This is a genomic window from Novosphingobium sp. 550D, from assembly GCF_057401885.1.
In genome coordinates, this window is record NZ_CM171613.1 from 1,335,643 (window position 1) to 1,353,222 (window position 17,580).

Sequence of the window (17,580 nt, forward strand, 5' to 3'; positions counted from 1 at the left end):
CGGAGCGGTGGCCGAGTGGTCGAAGGCGCTCGCCTGGAAAGTGAGTATACGCCAAAAGCGTATCGAGGGTTCGAATCCCTCCCGCTCCGCCAGATCTCGAATGTCCACGGATTATCACGAACCACGCCGAAGGTTGGAAAGGCCACCGAAGGCTCGGCTTTAGGCGGATTTTGCGTTCGCCGGAGGTCGCGCTGTTTCGGGGCGGCTGCGGCCGAAATGGTGGTCGCGCGCGAAACAAACTCACAGACATGCAGGTGGCGTCGCTCATCAAGTTCGGTGACTATTCGATGGCGGGAGAATTTCCATCGGGACGCTTGAGAGCGTTTCTTGTTAGGTTTCAAAAACATACCCATCTGCATAAGGGCGGCCTGTTCTGCGGCGCCATGGCCTTGGCCCATCGCGATGCCGTCGGGCCTCAACCAGCCCGCCACCCCACTGCCATGCACAGAAGTGTTTTGAAGGTTTTCGCCCAATTCTATACGAGCACCCGATTTGCTGCTTCAACCGACTCGCGCTCGGCCTCCGCGCCCCGAAGCTCGTATAAAGGCAGAACGTCAGGATTTTGAATCACAATGAATTATCGTCATTCCTTCCATGCCGGTAACAGCGCCGATGTCGTAAAACACAGCCTGCTGATCGCTCTCGTGCGGGCGTTGCAGCAAAAACAAAGCGCGCTGACCCTGATCGACACCCATGCCGGTTGCGGTCTGTATGACCTTTACGGCAATGGCGCCCAGCGTACCGGCGAAGCCGCGCAGGGCGTGGTGCGGGCCTTGGCCGACACGGACCCTTTGCTCGACGACTATCGCGCCGCCGTACAGGCCGTGAATGCCGGTGTGAATGCGGAGGATGGGCCGCAACTCTATCCCGGCTCGCCCACGTTTCTGGCGCAGCTTTTGCGCCCACAGGACCTCTTGATCCTGAACGAAAAACATCCCGAAGATGTCCACACGTTGCGCGTTGCGATGCATGCCACGCCCGCCGCCGTGCATCAGCGTGACGCCTATGAACTGTGGCTGGCGATGGTGCCGACGCGAACGCCGCGCGGCGTGGTGGTGGTGGATCCGCCCTATGAGCAGACGGACGAACGCGCACGTATTACCGCGACCCTTGCCGCGGCCCATCGCAAATGGGCGCATGGCGTGACGGTAATCTGGTATCCGTTGAAAGAGCGGCCCACCCATGCCCAGTGGAAGCACCAGTTGCGCAAACTGGGCATCCCGAAATTTCTGAACGTGGAACATTGGCTCTACGACAGCGACCAGCCCGGTATCTATAATGGTGCGGGCCTGTTTATCGTCAATCCGCCCTATGCCTTCACGCAGGCGTTGCCGCCTTTGCTTGAGGCCCTGCGCGCCACGTTGGCGCCCGAAGGGCATCGGGGCCAAATCACAGCCGATTGGTTGAACCCATGACCCGTTCAACGCCGATGGATTGACGCACGCAAAAAGGGCCGGATTTCTCCGGCCCTTTCCGTTGCGGGGAAGGAAGGTGGGCTTAGTTGCCCGAGCCCGGCCCGTAAGTGATTTCCACGCGACGGTTCTGCAATTCGCGGACGCCGTCGGCGGTGGGGACACGCTGGTTGGTTTCACCCAGACCCTGCGTGGTGATCGAACCGCTGCCGATACCGTGGCTGGTCAGATAGGCCTTGACCGAGTCTGCACGGCGGACCGACAGAGCCTGGTTATACTTGGGCGAACCCGAGCTGTCGGTATAACCAGCCACCATCACCGGCACCGAGGCGCAATTGCCATAGGCCTGAATGGCGCTGTCGAGGATACCGGCCGCTTCGCTCGTGACGTCCGACTTATCAAAGTCGAAGAACACGATGTAGGGACCCTTGTTGCAAACCGGGGCGGGCGGCGGGGGCGGCGGCGGGGGCGGCGGGGGAGCAGCTTCGACAACCGGCGGCGGGGGCGGCGGCGGGGCGGGTTCGGCAACCGGTTCCGCCGCGCGGCCAAAGTTATAGGTCAGCGTGGCCAAAACCGAGTGGCTGCGCAGCGAGGCTTCGCGGAAACCGCCGGTCGATACCGCGAACTTGTCGGCACCATCGGGGCGGAAGTAGCGATAACGAACGCCAAAATCGACGTTCTTGCTGAGCGGCATGGTCAAACCGGCCAATGCCTGCCAGGCAAAACCACGCGAGTGATCGGCGATATAGGGAGCGTTGACGCCGGGCAGACCTTCGGACAGATAAACGTCAGCATAGCCAACGCCGCCACCAGCGTACATCTTGGCGCCGCCCCAGTGGCCTACGCTGAACAGGGCGTTGCCCATCACGGCCAGCGTCGAGGTATGGCCGGCAAGCGTGCCGCCGTCGCGGGTATAGTAGCCGACCGGGCCATACGCGCGGGTTTCACGGACCGAACTGGCCATTTTCGATTCGGTGTAGAAGCCTTCCGCTTCCAAACGGAAATTGCCGAAATCATAGCCCAGAGCGCCGCCCGCTTCCCAGCCGGCCTTGAAACGGTTGCTGCCTTCAAAGCCGGTCGGACCGTTCTTGTCGGAACGCTCCTGCTTTACAGCGCCGCCTTCGATCATCACATAGGGGCCGGATGCCGCATAGGCAGAGGACGCCATTGCAGAGGTGGCCAGCGCGGCCATCAAAATAAGCTTTCTCATGGTTTTCCTTCCTTCTCAAACCGCGGGCCTTGTCGTTGGCGAGCCGTGCCTGCGTTCTGACCATGAAAGTCATGAGAGCGGGGAAGGTTGCATGAAATTTACGCGAAAACACTTCTTTTTGCGATTGCAGCATTTTTGGGCATCGCGGACCCGGCGCTTTGTGCCAAATGGAACCTGTGCGGGCGGCATTTGTTGTTTCATTATAGAATCAACCAAGGAGACCTTCCATGAGCATCCTTTTGTGGCTCGTGATCGGCGCGCTGGTCGGTGCGGTGGCCGGCATGATCATGGGCGAAAGTCTGGGCCTTTTCGGCAACATAGTGATCGGCGTTGTGGGCGCCTTTTTGGGCGGCCTGCTGTTTTCGCATGGGGATATCAACAACAGCCCGCTGACGATCGGCACGTTTTCGGTGTCGCTGGTCGGGGCGATTGTCCTGTTGGGTATCGTCAATTTGTTCCGACGCGGCTCTTTGCGCTGACGCGGCGCGGGTCGGAACATTCAACCTAAAAAAGGGTGCGTCCGTATCGCGGCGCACCCTTTTTTATTACAGCGGCCAGAAATAGGCGATGCTGAGCGTGCCCGCGACAATGACGATGGCCGACAAAGGCAGGCCCAGACGCCAGTAATCGCCAAAGCGATAGCCCCCCGGCCCCATTACCAGCGTATTGCATTGATGGCCCACCGGCGTCAGGAAATCCGAACCCGCGCCCGTCGCCACCGCCATCAGAAACGCATCGGGATTAAGATGCAGCCCCCGCGCCACCCCGACCGCGACCGGACCCAGCAACAGAACCGTGGGCGCATTGTGCAAAAAGGGTGAACAGATCATTGCCGCGCACATCATCAGCCCCAGCGCCAAAACGGGCGCCACATTGTCCAGCAATCCGGTCATCATATGGGCGATGATTTCCGATCCGCCGCTGCTGTGCACCGCCTCGCTGATCGGGGTCAGTGCGCCCAGCAAAACCAGCACTTCAGGCTCCAGCGCGCCATAAGCCTCACGCGGGGAGAGCGCCCCCACCACCATCATCATTACCGCCGCGCCGAAAAAGGCACCCGCCACCGGGGCAATGCCCATCACGACCAAGGCCATCGCCCCGGCCAGCACCATGACCGGCAGGAACCTTTGCCGCCGGTCGCCCAGTTTCACACTGCGTTCGAACAAGGGCAGCAGATCGAGATCGGTCAGGATTGCGGGCAAGGCCCTTTCGCCGCCGCGCAGCACCAGCACATCGCCCGCGCGCAAGGTGGTGTCGCGCAGCCTTTCGGTGATCCGTTCCTGGCTGCGGCCAATGCCCATCAATTGCACGCCAAAGCGGTCCTGAAGGCCCGCCTCCTGCGCGCTTTGCCCGACCAGCAGAGAGTGGTCCTGCACCACGGCCTCGATGCTGCGGGTTTCCTCGGAAGGTTCCTGTTTTATTGGTCTATGATCATCGCGGACATGGACCAGATGGACCCGCGCGAACAGACGGTCGAGCGCTTCGTCATTGCCTTCAAGGATAAGACTGGAATCGGCCTGTAACGGCGCGTCGGGCAGGGCGGGGCGCGGTGCCCCATCCGGCCCGATCAGGCGACGCAACGTTACGCCATCATCCTGCAACCGCATGGATGCGATGGTGATCCCGGCCTGTTCCAATTCGGCGGTGACGCGCGCCTCGGTCGAATAGGTGGTTTGGGCCGAAGCCGTCTCCAGACTGGCCGCGCCCTGACGGCTGATGGGCAGAAGTCGCCAAGCGATGCTGACCGTCAACAGGCCCAGACCCGTCAGGATCAACCCCACAGGCGCAAAATCGAACAGGGCAAAGGGCCTGCCCAATTCCTGCTCGCGGATCTGGCTGACGATGATGTTGGTGGATGTGCCCACCAATGTCACCAACCCGCCCAGCAGCGAGAGGAACGCCATGGGCATCAACAGGCTGGAGGGCGACGTTCCCGTCTTGCGGCCAATGCGCAGCGCCACGGGCATCAGGATCGCCAAGGCCCCGACATTCTTGGTCAACATCGAAAGGATGGCCGTCGTGCCCGCCAGCACCGGCACCTGCACGCTGGCCGTGCGCAGTTTTTCCAGCCATGATCCAATCGCCCATTCGATCACGCCCGACCGGGCAATCGCCGCGCTGACCACCAGCGCGGAGCCGACGATGATCACCACATCGCTGGTAAAACCGGAAAAGGCGTGTTTGACCGGGACATCGCCCGTCGCCATCGCAATGACCAGCACGACCAGCGCAACCAGATCATAGCGAAACCGCCCCCAGATAAACATCGCGATGGCGCCGAACAAAAGCGCAAAGGACAGGCCCTGTGCATAGGTCATGGGCGAGAAACAATGCGATCATGCAGCGTGTATGCTGCTAGGGGCGACAGGACTTGCTTATATCTCACCATGAGGCAACGCGCAAAGGCGGTGATTGGATCCCGGCGCGGGCCAATGAATTAGGATGCGGAAGAAACCCTTGATGCTCCGCGGCATTGCAACAGGTGACAGGAGCGGGCCGTCGTGGCCCGGATTATCCGCAAAATGGCAGGATTCATCATGGCACCCTTTGCATGTCCGAATTGTCGGCGCCTTGTGCATTTCGAGGCGCGGATCTGTCCCGAATGCCGGGCCACGCTGGGTTATGATCCCGGTGAAAATGCCTTTCTCTTTCTGGCCGATGACGCGACGCGCTGGCGCAATGGTGCGGGCGATGCCGTTGACGCGGTGGTCTGCGCCAACAACACCGATCATGCCATCTGCAACTGGCTGGTGCGGGTGGATGAGGCGCAGGCGCTATGCCGGGCCTGTCGCCATAATGAGGTGATCCCCGATCTTAACGTCCAAGGCGTCGCCCAGCGCTGGGCCAGGATCGAGGCGGCCAAGCGGCGGATGATCCATTCGCTGTTGCTGCTGGGCCTGCCGGTGGAAACCCCGGCCGAGGCGCCCGATGGCGAGCAGGGCTTCGTCTTTCACTTTCTGTATGATCCGGCGGCCGAAAATGGCGCCGATGCACAGGTGATGACTGGCCACGATGGCGGCACCATCACGCTCAATCTGGTCGAGGCCGATGATGCGATGCGCCAGCGTATCCGCGAGAATATGGGCGAGCCCTATCGCACACTGCTGGGCCATTTCCGGCATGAGATCGGGCACCATTACTGGAACCGCCTGGTCGAACATGACCCGCAAAGGCTGGAGGAGTTTCGCGCGCTGTTCGGCGACGAGCGGGCCGATTATGAGCAGGCGCTGGCCGCGCATTACAGTGCCGATCCTGCGCAGGTGTGGAGCGATGATTTCATCAGCTTTTACGCCACATCCCATCCGTGGGAGGATTTTGCCGAAACTTTTGCCCATTATCTGCACATCGTCGATGTTCTGGCCTCGGGGGCGGGCATTGGGTTAAGCGTGGAGAGCGATCTGGATGTGCGGCTGGATTTCGACCCCTATCGCGCCGGGGCCGGGCAATTGGCCGGTGCCATGGCGCCACTGTCCTTTGCAATGAACACGATCAACCGCGCGATGGGGCAACCCGATTGCTATCCCTTTCATTTGACCGATCGGATCGTGGCCAAGCTGGATTTCATCCAACGCCTTACGCCGGGATAAAGGAACGGGGCATAAACGAAAAGGGCGGCGCCCGGTGGGTGCCGCCCTTTTGGGTCGCGCAAAGCGTGTATTAACGCAGCGAACCGCGACGCGCCAGATTGACGATGGCCAGCAGGATTACCGAGCCGACCAGCGAAACAAGGATGGTGTTGATCGAAATCACGCCATCATTGATCGTGCCGCCCGTAAACAGGATGCCGCCGATAAAGGCACCCACGATACCGACCAGAATGTCGCCCAAAAGGCCCTGCGAACCATCACGGCGCATGATCAGGCTGGCCAGCCAACCCACGAAAGCACCGGCGATAAGCCAAAGAATAATGCCCATGTCACTCTCCTGTTATGGGGCCGCGATCATGTGGTGGCGGCCATGTTCATTACGATGGAGCGCTGTTTCAGCGCCGGTGGTTTACGTTGCCGACGAGCGACCTGTAATCAGATGGAAAACGAAAGACGCAATCGCGAAGAGCAAAAGCAGATGGATCAATCCGCCCGCGACATGAAAGACGGCAAAGCCGCCAACCCATGCGACGACCAGAAGGATGGCAAGAAAAAGAAGCATGGCTTTCCTCCTTTGTTTTTATGTCGAGGTAGTCGCCACAAGGCGGTTACATTACAGAAATGGTTGCCGGGCAAAGAGGTTCCATCGCGATATTGATCGGTGATGAATGTATGAAGGGCACAAGAAAAAGCCCCACTGGCGCCTTGGCCAATGGGGCTTTTTGACTTGGATTTGCGCGATTTAACCCTTGCGGCGGGTTTCCAGAATGGCGCGTTCCAACGCCACCGGGTCCAGCGGCTTGGTCACCACCGGGGCGCCATAGGCGTCCGCCTGAGTCCATGGCACTTCGCCATATCCGGTGGTAAAGACATAGGGTATGGCGCGTTGGCTCAGCGCTTCGGCCACTTTCTGGCTGGTTTCATTGCCCAGATTGATGTCCAGCACGGCAAAGCTGTAATCATGCGCGGCAATCAGATCGAGCGCGGCGGCCACATTGCCCGCCATATCGATTTCCTGCGCGCCCAGATCCTGAAGCTGATATTCCGCCTCCATCCCGATCAGGACATTGTCCTCGACCAACAGCACGCGGCCATCGAGCAGCACGTCATCACCAAAGGCTTTGGGCGCATCCTTGGCGGCCTCGTCCAGAACCGGCTTCACCACATGGACGGTTTCATTATTGAACACGATGCAATTGCCCGGAATGACCAGCTTGGCCTCCATAAACCCATCGCCGAAATCGAGGTATGATTTGCCGCTCAATTCATGCGGGATGGTGCGTTCCACAATCGCCACGGCAAAGGGGTCGCGCCACGGCTGGGACGAAGCCTCGCCTTCTTCGCGCCATGACAGCGCCAGATCGTTATGGGCATCGCGCGACAGGCTGATTTTCACAATGCCATCGGGGCTGCGTAGCGCCTTGCTGTTGCTGATCAATTCATGCAGCACGATGACCATCGTGGTGAAGGCAGAAGGCCGGATCTGTGCGCAGGAGCCTTCGATAATGACTTGGGCCGAAGGGTGGCAATCGGCCCCCTCGATCAATTCATGGATCAGCGGCACCAAGGGATAGGGCGCCCAACTGCTGGCATTGACCAGATCATGGGCGCGCGACAAAACCTTGATGCGCGAGGACAGCGAACGGCGGAACTCCTGCTGATCCATCGCTTCATCACGCGCCTGATTGACCAGCGCGGCAATCAGGTTGAGCGAATTTCGCACGCGGTGGTTCAATTCGGCAATCAGATCCTGCTGGGTCCGGGTCAGGGCCGCCCGTTCATTGGCCGCCGAATCCACCAGTTGCAGGATCACCTCCAGCAAGGATACGCGTAGCCCTTCGGCCATTGAACGGTCTTCAAGGCTCCAAGGGCGGCTTTGGGCGCGGCGCTCTTCTTTCCAGATGGCAAAGCTCTTGCGAGGGGTCAGTCGGTCACCCAGCGGCCCGACCGCCTTGGGCGCGTCGGGATCGCCGGCCCATTGCACCACCCGCGAAAATTCACGCCGGAACAGCACGATATAGTCACGCGGCACACGCGAAACCGGTACGGCCAGCAGGCCCGAACAGCGCTCGCTATAGGATGCGGCCTGGGGGAATGTGCCCGCCATATGTTGGGTGTACCAACAGGCGCCATTGCCCGCCGTGTTCAGGAAGCGGGCGATTTCGACGAAATCCTCGTAATCGGGCGTCAGGCCCTGTGTGCGGAATTCACCCCCGACATAGGCCACCACGCCGTCACAGGGGATCGCTTCACGAATGACCGCGGCAAAGGCGTCGAAATTGTCGAGGAAGCGGGTCCCGCTGGCCACTTGCCCGATCAAACTGTCATGCAAACGCACCGACGTGTCGCGCAGGCTGAGCGCGCGCCGCGTCTCCATATCGCTGAGCGTGCTGGAGAAAAATTCGCCAAACAGTTCCGCCGCCGTCCGCGTCGAATAGGGCAGCGCACGGGGCGAATAATGGTGGCAGGCAAACAGGCCCCATAATTTGCCATCGCGCAGGATCGACACCGACATGGACGCGCCCACGCCCATGTTGCGCAAATATTCCAGATGGATGGGCGAAACCGATCGAATGCCGCTCTGGCTCAGGTCCAGCGCTTCGCCATGCAGATTGATTTGCGGATAGATCGCCGCCGGCACCGCATCGACATCGGCAATGATGCGCAGCAAATTCTGGGTATAGAGCCGCCGGGCCTGTTGCGGAATGTCCGAGGCCGGGAAATGCAGGCCCAGAAAGCTGTCGATTCCATCGGCACGCGCTTCGGCCACCACTTCGCCCGCGCCGGTTTCGTCAAAGCGATAGACCATCACCCGGTCATAGCCGGTCAGCGCCCGCAATTGCCGCGCCGCCGTTTCACACAGGCCCTCGACCGAGACGGATGTGCGGGCCGCATGGAACATCGGGCGGACCATGGACAGGTAATCGCGGCCCTGATCACGCGGGCTGGGTTCAAATTCCAGCACCAGCGCACGGCCAGAGCGATAGATCGCCAGATCGAACAAACCACCCGATCGCAGCAATTCGACCTCAAAGATCCGCTCAACCTTGCTGGCGTCCAATTCCATCATGCGTGCGCGCAACATGTCCATCGCCGCGACGGTCAGGAAATCGCGGGCATGGCGCCCGATGGCCGATTGTTCGGCCATGCCCAGCAAATCCGCGCAATTCATCGATGCGCGCTGCAACATCCAATCGCTGGAAAATGCCAGAAGATGGCCAAAGCTCTGCACGCTGCCGATGATGTGGATCGGTTCAACGTCGCAACTGGTCAGGTCGACGCCTTGATCGGGGTAACGTCCGGTCATGGGGTGACGCTTCCTTGTTGTACTTCATAAAGGGATTGGCGAAGGCCCGCTTCAAACGCGGCAAAGGCGTTTTGCGCGCCGGTCAGGACGGTATCTCGCGCCGCCTGATCATCGGATTGCGCCCCCAGCCAGTCGAGCAGCGCCGCCCACGCCTGCTTTTCCGAGCCGTCGTCCATATAGGCGCTGTGTTGAAAATCGCCCCCGCGCCAATATCCGCGCTGGCGCAGAACGCTCATGCCAAGGCGGGACCCGAGGATGACATAACACGCGCCGGGGCCATCGGTGGGGCGGGTTTCGACGGCAAGGCTGGATTGGGGAGCATGGACGCCCATGGCGCGCAGATCCGCCTGCGCCATGGCCAGATAATCCGGCATGTCCACCATCAAGTCGCCCAACGCAAATTGACGCGCCGTGCCCAGCACAGCGCGTAATCCGTAAACATGGCTGATCAGGAAAGCTTCAAGACCATGGCGGCTCGTAAGGTCAAGCCCAGACATTCCATGATCCAACCTGTCATGCAGCGCGCCGGTTTCCTGACGCAACCATAAGCGCAAGTCACCGCCCCGCATGATTCCCAACCGATCTTTCTCTCGCCATTATCTTTCCTTGTGGCCAACAGTTTGGTTGATCTTATTTTTTGATCTGCTTGGCAATCTGGGCCATCAAATCCATGAAATCGGGCGGCACGGGTTCTTCTGCGGCGGCGTGGTAATAGGCGCGGATGTCCTCGCTCCACGCAGGCTTTCCCGCCTGTGGGAGTTCAGATTGCGGCCCACTCCCATTGACGCTGGAAAGAGGGGGACTGGAGGGAGGAACTTCTTTCACGGGTTTGTCCCAATCCATTCATCGAGGCATCTGTTCAGGTTGAAGTCAGCAACCTGCTGCATATTTGTGTAATGGTCGGTTCGCGGCGAGGTTCCATGCACCAAAGGGCAATTATGTCCTGCCGCGACCATCAAAACCTATTTCCTGTTACTTTTCAACATGTGACCCAAAGAACAGCGCCTGGCTGATGGCGGTGCGTACCGTTTCGTCGCGGAACGGTTTGCCGATCAGAAAGGCCGGTTCGGGGCGTTCGCCCGTCAACAGCAATTCGGGAAAAGCGGTGATGAAGATCACCGGCACGTCGCTCAACCGCAGGATTTCATCCACCGCATCGGCGCCCGAACTGCCATCGGCCAATTGCATGTCGCTCAGCACAAGGCCGGGGCGTTTGTCGGCAAAGATGGCGCGGGCCTCGGTGGCGGTGGTGGCGTTGCCGATCACGCGGTGGCCCGCCTCGGTGACGATATCTTCCAGATGGCTGGCGATCATCGTCTCATCCTCGATGATCAGCACATCGGCCGGACGGTCCAGCGCCAGATCGGCAATGGCCTGCTTGACCAGTTGCCCTGCTTCTTCTTCGCTGACACCAAGGATTTCGCCGGTCTGGGCAATGGAAAAATCCTCAAGCTGGTTCAGCAACAGCGCCTGACGCGGAAAGCTGGGGACGCGGGCGATTTGCGATGATGTCTCGGCGGCAAAGGCGCCGGCATCGCGGGCAAATCCGGCGTCCGATGTCGTCCATACCTTGGTAAAGGCGCGGAACAATCCCACCGCCCCGCCGTTAATTTCGGCAAGCAGCGCAGGATCGTTGAGCGAAGCCTCCAGCGTGGCGCGGACAATGGCATCGCCACTGGACTGACGCCCGGTGACCGAGCGCGCATAGCGGCGCAAAAAGGGAAGCGACGAGGCAAGATCGCCGGACTTCCGGGCAGAACCGGCACGCTCAGTTGTCAAAGTCATATATTCCTCGAAGCGAGTATGTGTAGGCGAGTACCATACACTTGGGAAAGACGGGCACGCGGGACGAATCCCGCATGCGTTCCAAACAGATTATCCGGCGCAGGGTTCCATGGCGCGCGCAAATTGCGAAGATTTTTTTGATTGAGTCTGGACGATTGACTAATATACTGATTTATAATAATAAAAAATAATGAAGAAAATCCAACCCCCGATGGAACCTTCATTGCGGCGGGGCGTTAGGCTGAGTGAGGACCTTAAAAGGAAAATCCCATGACCGAGCGTTCCGACAAATCCAGCAAGCACGGCACTCTGTCTGGCGCACCACTTTGTGATGCCGACTTCCACAAGGAGCTGACCGCCGCCATCCCGCATCTTCGCGCTTTTGCCCGCACGCTTTGCGGCAACCGCGACCGGGCGGACGATCTGGCGCAGGAAACCTTGATGAAGGCCTGGGCCGCGCGCGACCGTTATGTTGCCGGCACCAGCTTTCGCGCATGGACCTTCACGATCCTGCGCCACCACTATTTCGGCCAGTTGCGCCGCGAGCGCTTTGTGGGCGAATATGACGAAGGCGTGGCCGAAACCATTCTGAATACGCCGGGCGATCAGGAAGGCCAGATGGAAGCCACCGACGTTCTGCGCGCGCTCCAGACCCTGCCCGATGCACAGCGTGAAGTGTTGATCCTGATGGCCGTCGGCTCGGTCAGCTATGAAGAAATCGCGGAAATCTGCGGCGTGGCCGTGGGTACCGTGAAAAGCCGCATCGCCCGCGCCCGTGCCGCCCTGTCGGCGGTGCTCGAAGGCGGCATCCTCCCCGACTTCCGCCACAATTTTGTTCTGGAAGGCGAGGTGTTGGAGGCGTTCATCACCCAATTTCGACAGATTGCGCCCGCGCACATGACTTTGCGATTGGCAGCTTAACCCCCCGCCAGCCAATGCAAATGCGCCGACGGTTCTCCAAAGTGGGAGCCGTCGGCGCAACCCGTTTGGGGCCGAATTTTTTATCAGTCAGCGCAAAGCTGGATCATCGGAATGCGCGCCTGCATGATCAGGCCGTCGGCGTGCCACTGGCGCGAAATCACCCCGCTCAACTGACGCTCGATCGTCATCTGGATCAGGCGGGTGCCGAAACCGGGGGCGGGATCGCCCGCAATCGCCGGTCCGCCGCTTTCGCGCCAATCGATAACGACCGCATCTTCATCGCGCCCGATGGACAGGGCGATCTGGCCACCGGCGGTGCCGAGCGCGCCATATTTGACCGAATTGGTCAGCATTTCGTGCAGGAACAAAGCGATAGGCGTCGCCGCGGAATCGCCGACCAGCACATCCTCGCCTGAAATCACGACGCGTGTTTCGCCTTCGGGCTGAAACGGCGCGATCAGATATTTGGCCAATTCGCGCAACATGGTCTGCGACGAGGATGGCCGCCCATTGACCACCCGCGGCCGCACCAGATCATGCGCCCGGCCCAAAGCCACCATGCGCGATTGCAGCGCCCGGCTCACTTCGGTCATTTCGGGGAATTGCCGCAGGCCCATCGTGACAAGGCTCTGCACCACCGAGAACAGGTTCTTGATCCGGTGGCTCAATTCACGCGACATGATTTCCAGCGATTCGGACGTCGCCACCCGGTCGTTGATGTCGGTGCATGTCCCGATCCAGCGCGCCACATGGCCATCGGCGTCCAGCACCGGCAGGCCGCGCGCCAGCATCCAGATATATTCGCCATCATGGCGCCGCATCCGATATTCGATCTGATAGGGCTGGCTGGTTTCCACCGACTGGCGCCAGGCGGTTTTGGTCAATTCGACATCGTCGGGATGCAGGAAATCCATCCAGCCGGTGCCGAAACTGGCGCTGGCCTCCTTGCCGGTGAATTCGACCCACTGGCTGCTGAAATAATCGCTCATCCCGTCGGGGGGCGTCGACCAGACCAGTTGGGGCAGGGCATCGGCCAGCGTGATGAAGCGGCGCGTCATCACGTCAATGTCGCGCTGCGCCTGTGCGGTGCGTTCGCCATGGGCGCGTTTTTCCGCCCAGTTTTCCAGATAGAGCGTCGCGGCATCGGCCAGCGTCGCGAGATGATCGAGCTGTTCCTGTGTCAGCCCATCCTTGGGCGCGGTATCAATCACGCAAAGGCTGCCCAACGGAAAGCCTTCCTTGTTGCGCAAGGGGTGGCCGGCGTAAAAGCGGATATGCATGTCGCCGGTGACAAGGGGGTTTTCCGCAAAACGCGGGTCAAGGGTGGCGTTGGGCACGACCATGGTATCTTCACCCACCATCGCGTGCAGGCAAAAGGAGACGGCGCGAGGCGGCTCGACCCCATCGAAACCCTGTCGCCCCAAAAAAGTTTGGGCATCGCGCCCGACCAGAGAGACCAGCGCGACCGGCGTACCGCATATCCGCGCCGCCACCCGCGCCAAGCCGTCCAGCTTGTCACGGACATCGCGATCGACCTCTAACAGGCTGTCGACAAACAGCTCACGCTCGGTTGACGATAGCGCACGCATTGTCGCTCCGAACAGCACAGTGCCATCCTCACCGACTGTATTCATAGATGATTTCATAGATAGCGCTGACCATTCTTGCTTCAGGTGTTCATCCCGAGGCCGGTCGGAGCCGCAGAGACAAGTGGCAAGGTGACAGGTGCGCCGGATAAGTCAATCGGTTGATCAGACGTAGGCGCGCGATAGATGTTGACCTGCAACCCTTTGCCCGTGGTGGAAAAGCTGTGTTTGGCGCCCAGCGAACGGGTCATGGCGGTGATGATCTGTGATCCAAGGCCGGTCCCCTGGGGCTTGGCATCATCCTGCATCCCCACGCCGTCATCCTCGACGCGCAGGTGATAGCCGTCGGTTCCTTCCAATTCGAAACGGATGCGCACTTCGCCCGATTCTTCCTTGCCATAGGCATATTTGCAGGCGTTGCTGACCAATTCATTGACCAGCACGCCCAGCGTGACCGCCGTGGCCGCGGGCAAGGTGGCATCCTGTGCCACCACCTTGATCGAGCGGGCCACGTTTTCGCTGGAAAAGGTTCCTGTCAGGTCGCGCGCCATTCCTTCGAGATATTCGCGCATGTTGACCGCCTGAAAACTCTCGCCGGTATAAAGCTGGCGGTGGATGCGGCTGATCGCCTGAATGCGGTGGCGCACGTCCTGCAACATGGCGCGCGCTTCCTGCCCCGTCGCCCGGCGGGTTTGCAGGCTGACCAGAGAGGAAACCATTTGCAGGCTGTTGGCCACGCGATGGTTCATTTCATGCAGCAGCGCTTCCAATTGCGCGTTGGTTTCGCGCAATTGCATCTCGAACTGCTCTTTCTGCTTGCGCAGGCGCAGCGTGCCCAGCGCCTGATGCAGCGTGCTGGTCAAAAGTTCGAAGAAATCACCGCTGCCGCTTTTGACCACATAGTCAACCGCCCCTGCCTTGAGCGCGGCCACCGCCACGCCCGTTTCATCCGACCCCGTCACATAAATCACCGCCGGCGGCGAGGGCAGCGCCATCAGATGGCCCAGAGCCTCCAGCCCGCCCATGCCCGGCATGATATGGTCCAGCGCAACCAGATCAAAAGGTTGCGCCCGGGCCAGTTCAATCCCGGCACAGCCCGAATGGGCAAAGGTCAGCGTGCAGCCCAGCCGTTCGAGATGACGCTTGGCCAGATGACACAAGCCTTCATCATCGTCGACATAGAGGATGCGGGATCCCGAAAGCGGCATCAGCCCCCCGTTTCCGGGATCTGGATCACCGACAGGAACAGACCCAATTGGCGGATCGCTTCGGCAAAGCTCTCATAATTCACAGGCTTGGTGATATAGACATTGCAGCCCAGATCATAGCAGCGCTGAATTTCCACCCGGTCGTCCGTGGTGGTCAAAACGACCACCGGCGTGCGGTGCAGCTTGGGGTCTTCCTTGATCCGCGACAGGATCGATGTCCCGCTCATATCGGGCAGGTTGAGGTCAAGCAGGATCAGCACCGGGCCATGGGTGGCCGGATCATGATCGGGCGAGAACAGATATTCAACCGCCGCAGTGCCATTGTCAAAATGGGTGATGTGGTTCGAAATCCCCGCACGCCGGATGTTCTTTTCGATCAGGCGCGCGTGGCCCAGATCGTCCTCGATCATGATAATCGTCACAGGCAATGGATTGCTCATGAAACCTGACTCTGCTCCTCGGAATAATGCAGGGGTATCGAAAGGATGAAGGTGGTGCCCACGCCCAATTCGGATTCCAGCAGGATAGAACCGCCCAGACGGTAAACTACCGCGCGGACATGCGCCAGCCCTATGCCTTCACCCGGACGGTCTTGAGTACCGGACCGGCGGAAAAGGTCAAATACGCGATCAAAGTCGCGCGCGTCGATGCCGCGCCCATTGTCCGATACGCGGAATTCGGCGGTATCGCCAATCCGGCGCCCGGCGATACGTACAATCGGGGGGCGGTCGGGGTGATTATACTTGATCGCGTTTTCGATCAGGTTCGACAGGATCTGTTCGACCGCCACCCGGTCGCCATAGATTTCGGGCTGATTGGGGCCGACGATGATCTGGGCATCGGCCTGTTCGGCGCGCACCTTCAGGCTTTCGGCGACGTCGGAAATCACCCGATTCATGTCCAGCCACGTCGGGTTGAGCGCGCGATTGCCTTGGCGGGACAATTGCAGGATGGCGTTGATCAACCGGTCCATCTTTTGCGTCGAGGAGCGGATGAAATGGATCGCTTCGGGCAAATCCTGCTCGATCAACTCCTCCGTGCCGGGAAACAGTGTGTCGGGGCGGGTCTTGCGCGCCTCCTGCAACATTTCGCCCAGCCGTTTGGTGGCGATTTCCAGCTCGGATGTAAAACCCATCACATTGACCAGCGGCGAACGCAGGTCATGGCTGACGATATAGGCAAAGCGTTGCAATTCGCCATTGGCGCGTTTGAGGTCGGATGTACGTTCCTGAACGGCTTGCTCCAACCCGGTGTTGGCGTCGCGCAGCGCCTGACGCGAATCCATCAGATCCTGGGTAAATCTGCGCAGGCTGGCAAAAGTCAGCAGACCCACGACGATCAACAGCACCCCCGCCGCGCCCATCACGACATAGAAACCATATTGGATCCGCCGCATTTCCGCGGCCCGAAATCCCTGCAGGCGCAATTCCTCATCCTGCATCGTCTTGGTCAAGACGTCGAGCATGTTGATCGGGTTTTCAAACCGGATACCCTCGCCAAATTCGGCTTTGGTGATCGCGCCGACCTCCAAAAGCACCTGCGCCTCCAGCCCTTCGAGCATTGGAACGCGCGCCTGTTGGCGGGGGTTGTCCTTGGTCAGTTCGCCAAAATTGTCGATCGCGCTGTCCAGCCGCATGCGATAGGTTTTCAGATCATCGGCATTGCGTTCGGCTTCCTTCTTGCGGCGGAAACTGTCGATACGCAGCAGGGACAGGCGCATCTGCGCCACCTGACGCTCGACCTGATAGGTATGGGCGACACCGTCCATCTGGCGCTGGTTCATGATCATCAGGATCGCCGCCGAACCGACAATCCCGGCCAGAGCGACAAAACCCAGCACGATCATGCCGATCAACTTGCTGCGAAACTGACTTTGGGCTTCGACCATCTGGGGCATATCAGCGCACGACTTCCTGACAATTGGCGATGACGCCGTCCTGTGATGGTGCGCATCCACGGGCACAGGCAAAGCCGGAGGTTACTTTGGCCTCCAGCGTATAATCCTGCATCGCGGCGCGGCATTCCTGGGCTGATTTATAGGGGCGGGACATGGCGCCTTCGGCATTCTGCCTCAGGTCGTCGTAATAATAACCGTACCAGACGTCATCATCGGTTTTGCCATCAAGGCAACCGCCAAGCAGAAGGCATGCCGCCAGCGCAAAAAAGGCGCCTTTCGGCCAGAATTTCATAGATACCCCCCGCGCGTGTCACGCATGAACCATGAGGTTAGACGCGCCAGAATCCAAAAGGTTTCATCGCGGCGCGTCAATTTTGAAAATAATTCATTCATGGAACCCGCGCCCCTGTCCAGACATTCCCCCTTCCGAAGGCTGACCTTCAAGTTTCCAAACTTTGAAACCACAGGAGAGATATCATGGGTTCTGTCAGCGATCGTATTTCGGGCGCCACCAACTCGCTGGTCGGCAAGGCCAAGGAAGCCATCGGCAAGGAAACCGGCGACGCCAAGCTGGCTGCTGAAGGCGCGGCCCAGGACGCCAAGGGCAAGATTCAGACCGCCACCGGCAAGGCCAAGGCCGCGCTGGGCGAATAAGCTGCCGCAAGGC

Annotated in this window: 18 protein-coding genes and 1 tRNA gene; 7 read left to right on the forward strand and 12 right to left on the reverse strand. The window is 60.0% G+C overall.

What is annotated here, in order from left to right; genetic code table 11:
• Position 1 precedes the first annotated feature (1 nt).
• Together AC2S2E_RS06360 and AC2S2E_RS06365 are read left to right on the forward strand one after the other, a co-directional pair.
• Positions 2-92 (forward strand) — tRNA-Ser (locus AC2S2E_RS06360).
• 480 nt (positions 93-572) lie between these two features.
• Positions 573-1,415 (forward strand): 23S rRNA (adenine(2030)-N(6))-methyltransferase RlmJ, encoded by an 843-nt coding sequence (locus AC2S2E_RS06365; RefSeq protein ID WP_486524152.1) that lies wholly within the window; start codon positions 573-575, stop codon positions 1,413-1,415.
• Positions 1,416-1,497: 82 nt separating this feature from the next.
• Here the strand turns inward: AC2S2E_RS06365 and AC2S2E_RS06370 are convergent, their stop codons facing one another.
• Positions 1,498-2,622, reverse strand: a complete 1,125-nt coding sequence (locus tag AC2S2E_RS06370; protein ID WP_476101115.1) for an OmpA family protein — start codon at positions 2,620-2,622, stop codon at positions 1,498-1,500.
• 227 nt (positions 2,623-2,849) lie between these two features.
• Here AC2S2E_RS06370 and AC2S2E_RS06375 point away from each other — a divergent pair, with 227 nt between their 5' ends.
• On the forward strand, positions 2,850-3,101 hold the full coding sequence (locus AC2S2E_RS06375; protein WP_476101117.1) for a GlsB/YeaQ/YmgE family stress response membrane protein: 252 nt from the start codon (positions 2,850-2,852) through the stop codon (positions 3,099-3,101).
• Between the two features lie 66 nt (positions 3,102-3,167).
• On the opposite strand, the gene AC2S2E_RS06380 is transcribed toward AC2S2E_RS06375, so the two are convergent.
• The gene (locus AC2S2E_RS06380; RefSeq protein ID WP_486524153.1) at positions 3,168-4,940 is read right to left on the reverse strand and encodes an SLC13 family permease; all 1,773 of its coding nucleotides are present in this window, start codon (positions 4,938-4,940) and stop codon (positions 3,168-3,170) included.
• 219 nt (positions 4,941-5,159) lie between these two features.
• Between AC2S2E_RS06380 and AC2S2E_RS06385 the strand changes: the two genes are divergently transcribed.
• Positions 5,160-6,209, forward strand: coding sequence for a zinc-binding metallopeptidase family protein (locus AC2S2E_RS06385; RefSeq protein ID WP_486524154.1), 1,050 nt, complete (start codon positions 5,160-5,162; stop codon positions 6,207-6,209).
• 70 nt (positions 6,210-6,279) lie between these two features.
• Here the strand turns inward: AC2S2E_RS06385 and AC2S2E_RS06390 are convergent, their stop codons facing one another.
• Complete coding sequence (locus AC2S2E_RS06390) at positions 6,280-6,537, reverse strand: GlsB/YeaQ/YmgE family stress response membrane protein (RefSeq protein WP_476101124.1); 258 nt, start codon at positions 6,535-6,537, stop codon at positions 6,280-6,282.
• Positions 6,538-6,579: 42 nt separating this feature from the next.
• Here AC2S2E_RS06390 and AC2S2E_RS06395 point away from each other — a divergent pair, with 42 nt between their 5' ends.
• Entirely contained in the window at positions 6,580-6,867 is a 288-nt protein-coding gene (locus AC2S2E_RS06395; protein ID WP_486524155.1) for a hypothetical protein, read from the forward strand.
• Between the two features lie 84 nt (positions 6,868-6,951).
• Here the strand turns inward: AC2S2E_RS06395 and AC2S2E_RS06400 are convergent, their stop codons facing one another.
• The 4 genes from AC2S2E_RS06400 to AC2S2E_RS06415 all read right to left on the reverse strand — a co-directional run bounded on the left by AC2S2E_RS06400 (position 6,952) and on the right by AC2S2E_RS06415 (position 11,301).
• Positions 6,952-9,516 carry a GAF domain-containing protein gene (locus AC2S2E_RS06400; protein WP_486524156.1) on the reverse strand — a complete coding sequence of 855 codons (2,565 nt, stop codon included), beginning with the start codon at positions 9,514-9,516 and terminating at the stop codon, positions 6,952-6,954.
• Positions 9,513-10,013, reverse strand: coding sequence for a heme oxygenase-like domain-containing protein (locus AC2S2E_RS06405; protein ID WP_486524157.1), 501 nt, complete (start codon positions 10,011-10,013; stop codon positions 9,513-9,515). Before AC2S2E_RS06405 ends, AC2S2E_RS06400 begins: the two co-directional genes overlap by 4 nt.
• A 133-nt stretch (positions 10,014-10,146) precedes the next feature.
• Positions 10,147-10,359, reverse strand: a complete 213-nt coding sequence (locus tag AC2S2E_RS06410; protein WP_476101132.1) for a NepR family anti-sigma factor — start codon at positions 10,357-10,359, stop codon at positions 10,147-10,149.
• 129 nt (positions 10,360-10,488) lie between these two features.
• Positions 10,489-11,301, reverse strand: a complete 813-nt coding sequence (locus tag AC2S2E_RS06415) for a response regulator (RefSeq protein WP_476101134.1) — start codon at positions 11,299-11,301, stop codon at positions 10,489-10,491.
• Positions 11,302-11,571: 270 nt separating this feature from the next.
• On the opposite strand from AC2S2E_RS06415, the gene AC2S2E_RS06420 reads away from it, so the two are divergent.
• Positions 11,572-12,222 (forward strand): sigma-70 family RNA polymerase sigma factor, encoded by a 651-nt coding sequence (locus AC2S2E_RS06420; RefSeq protein WP_476101136.1) that lies wholly within the window; start codon positions 11,572-11,574, stop codon positions 12,220-12,222.
• A gap of 83 nt (positions 12,223-12,305) precedes the next feature.
• Here AC2S2E_RS06420 and AC2S2E_RS06425 read toward each other — a convergent pair whose 3' ends face one another.
• The 5 genes from AC2S2E_RS06425 to AC2S2E_RS06445 are packed head-to-tail and all read right to left on the reverse strand — an operon-like array spanning position 12,306 to position 17,205.
• Complete coding sequence (locus AC2S2E_RS06425) at positions 12,306-13,856, reverse strand: PAS domain-containing protein (RefSeq protein WP_486524158.1); 1,551 nt, start codon at positions 13,854-13,856, stop codon at positions 12,306-12,308.
• Positions 13,857-13,891: 35 nt separating this feature from the next.
• Positions 13,892-15,016: a histidine kinase dimerization/phosphoacceptor domain -containing protein gene (locus AC2S2E_RS06430; protein ID WP_486524159.1), complete on the reverse strand. Its 1,125-nt coding sequence runs from the start codon at positions 15,014-15,016 to the stop codon at positions 13,892-13,894.
• Positions 15,016-15,456, reverse strand: coding sequence for a response regulator (locus AC2S2E_RS06435; protein WP_476101142.1), 441 nt, complete (start codon positions 15,454-15,456; stop codon positions 15,016-15,018). The genes AC2S2E_RS06430 and AC2S2E_RS06435 overlap by 1 nt, the downstream gene beginning before the upstream one ends.
• Positions 15,453-16,913 (reverse strand): sensor histidine kinase, encoded by a 1,461-nt coding sequence (locus AC2S2E_RS06440; protein WP_486524160.1) that lies wholly within the window; start codon positions 16,911-16,913, stop codon positions 15,453-15,455. Before AC2S2E_RS06440 ends, AC2S2E_RS06435 begins: the two co-directional genes overlap by 4 nt.
• 1 nt (position 16,914) lies before the next feature.
• Positions 16,915-17,205, reverse strand: coding sequence for a hypothetical protein (locus AC2S2E_RS06445; RefSeq protein ID WP_476101147.1), 291 nt, complete (start codon positions 17,203-17,205; stop codon positions 16,915-16,917).
• Between the two features lie 185 nt (positions 17,206-17,390).
• Here AC2S2E_RS06445 and AC2S2E_RS06450 point away from each other — a divergent pair, with 185 nt between their 5' ends.
• Positions 17,391-17,567 carry a CsbD family protein gene (locus AC2S2E_RS06450; RefSeq protein ID WP_476101148.1) on the forward strand — a complete coding sequence of 59 codons (177 nt, stop codon included), beginning with the start codon at positions 17,391-17,393 and terminating at the stop codon, positions 17,565-17,567.
• Positions 17,568-17,580: the final 13 nt, after the last annotated feature.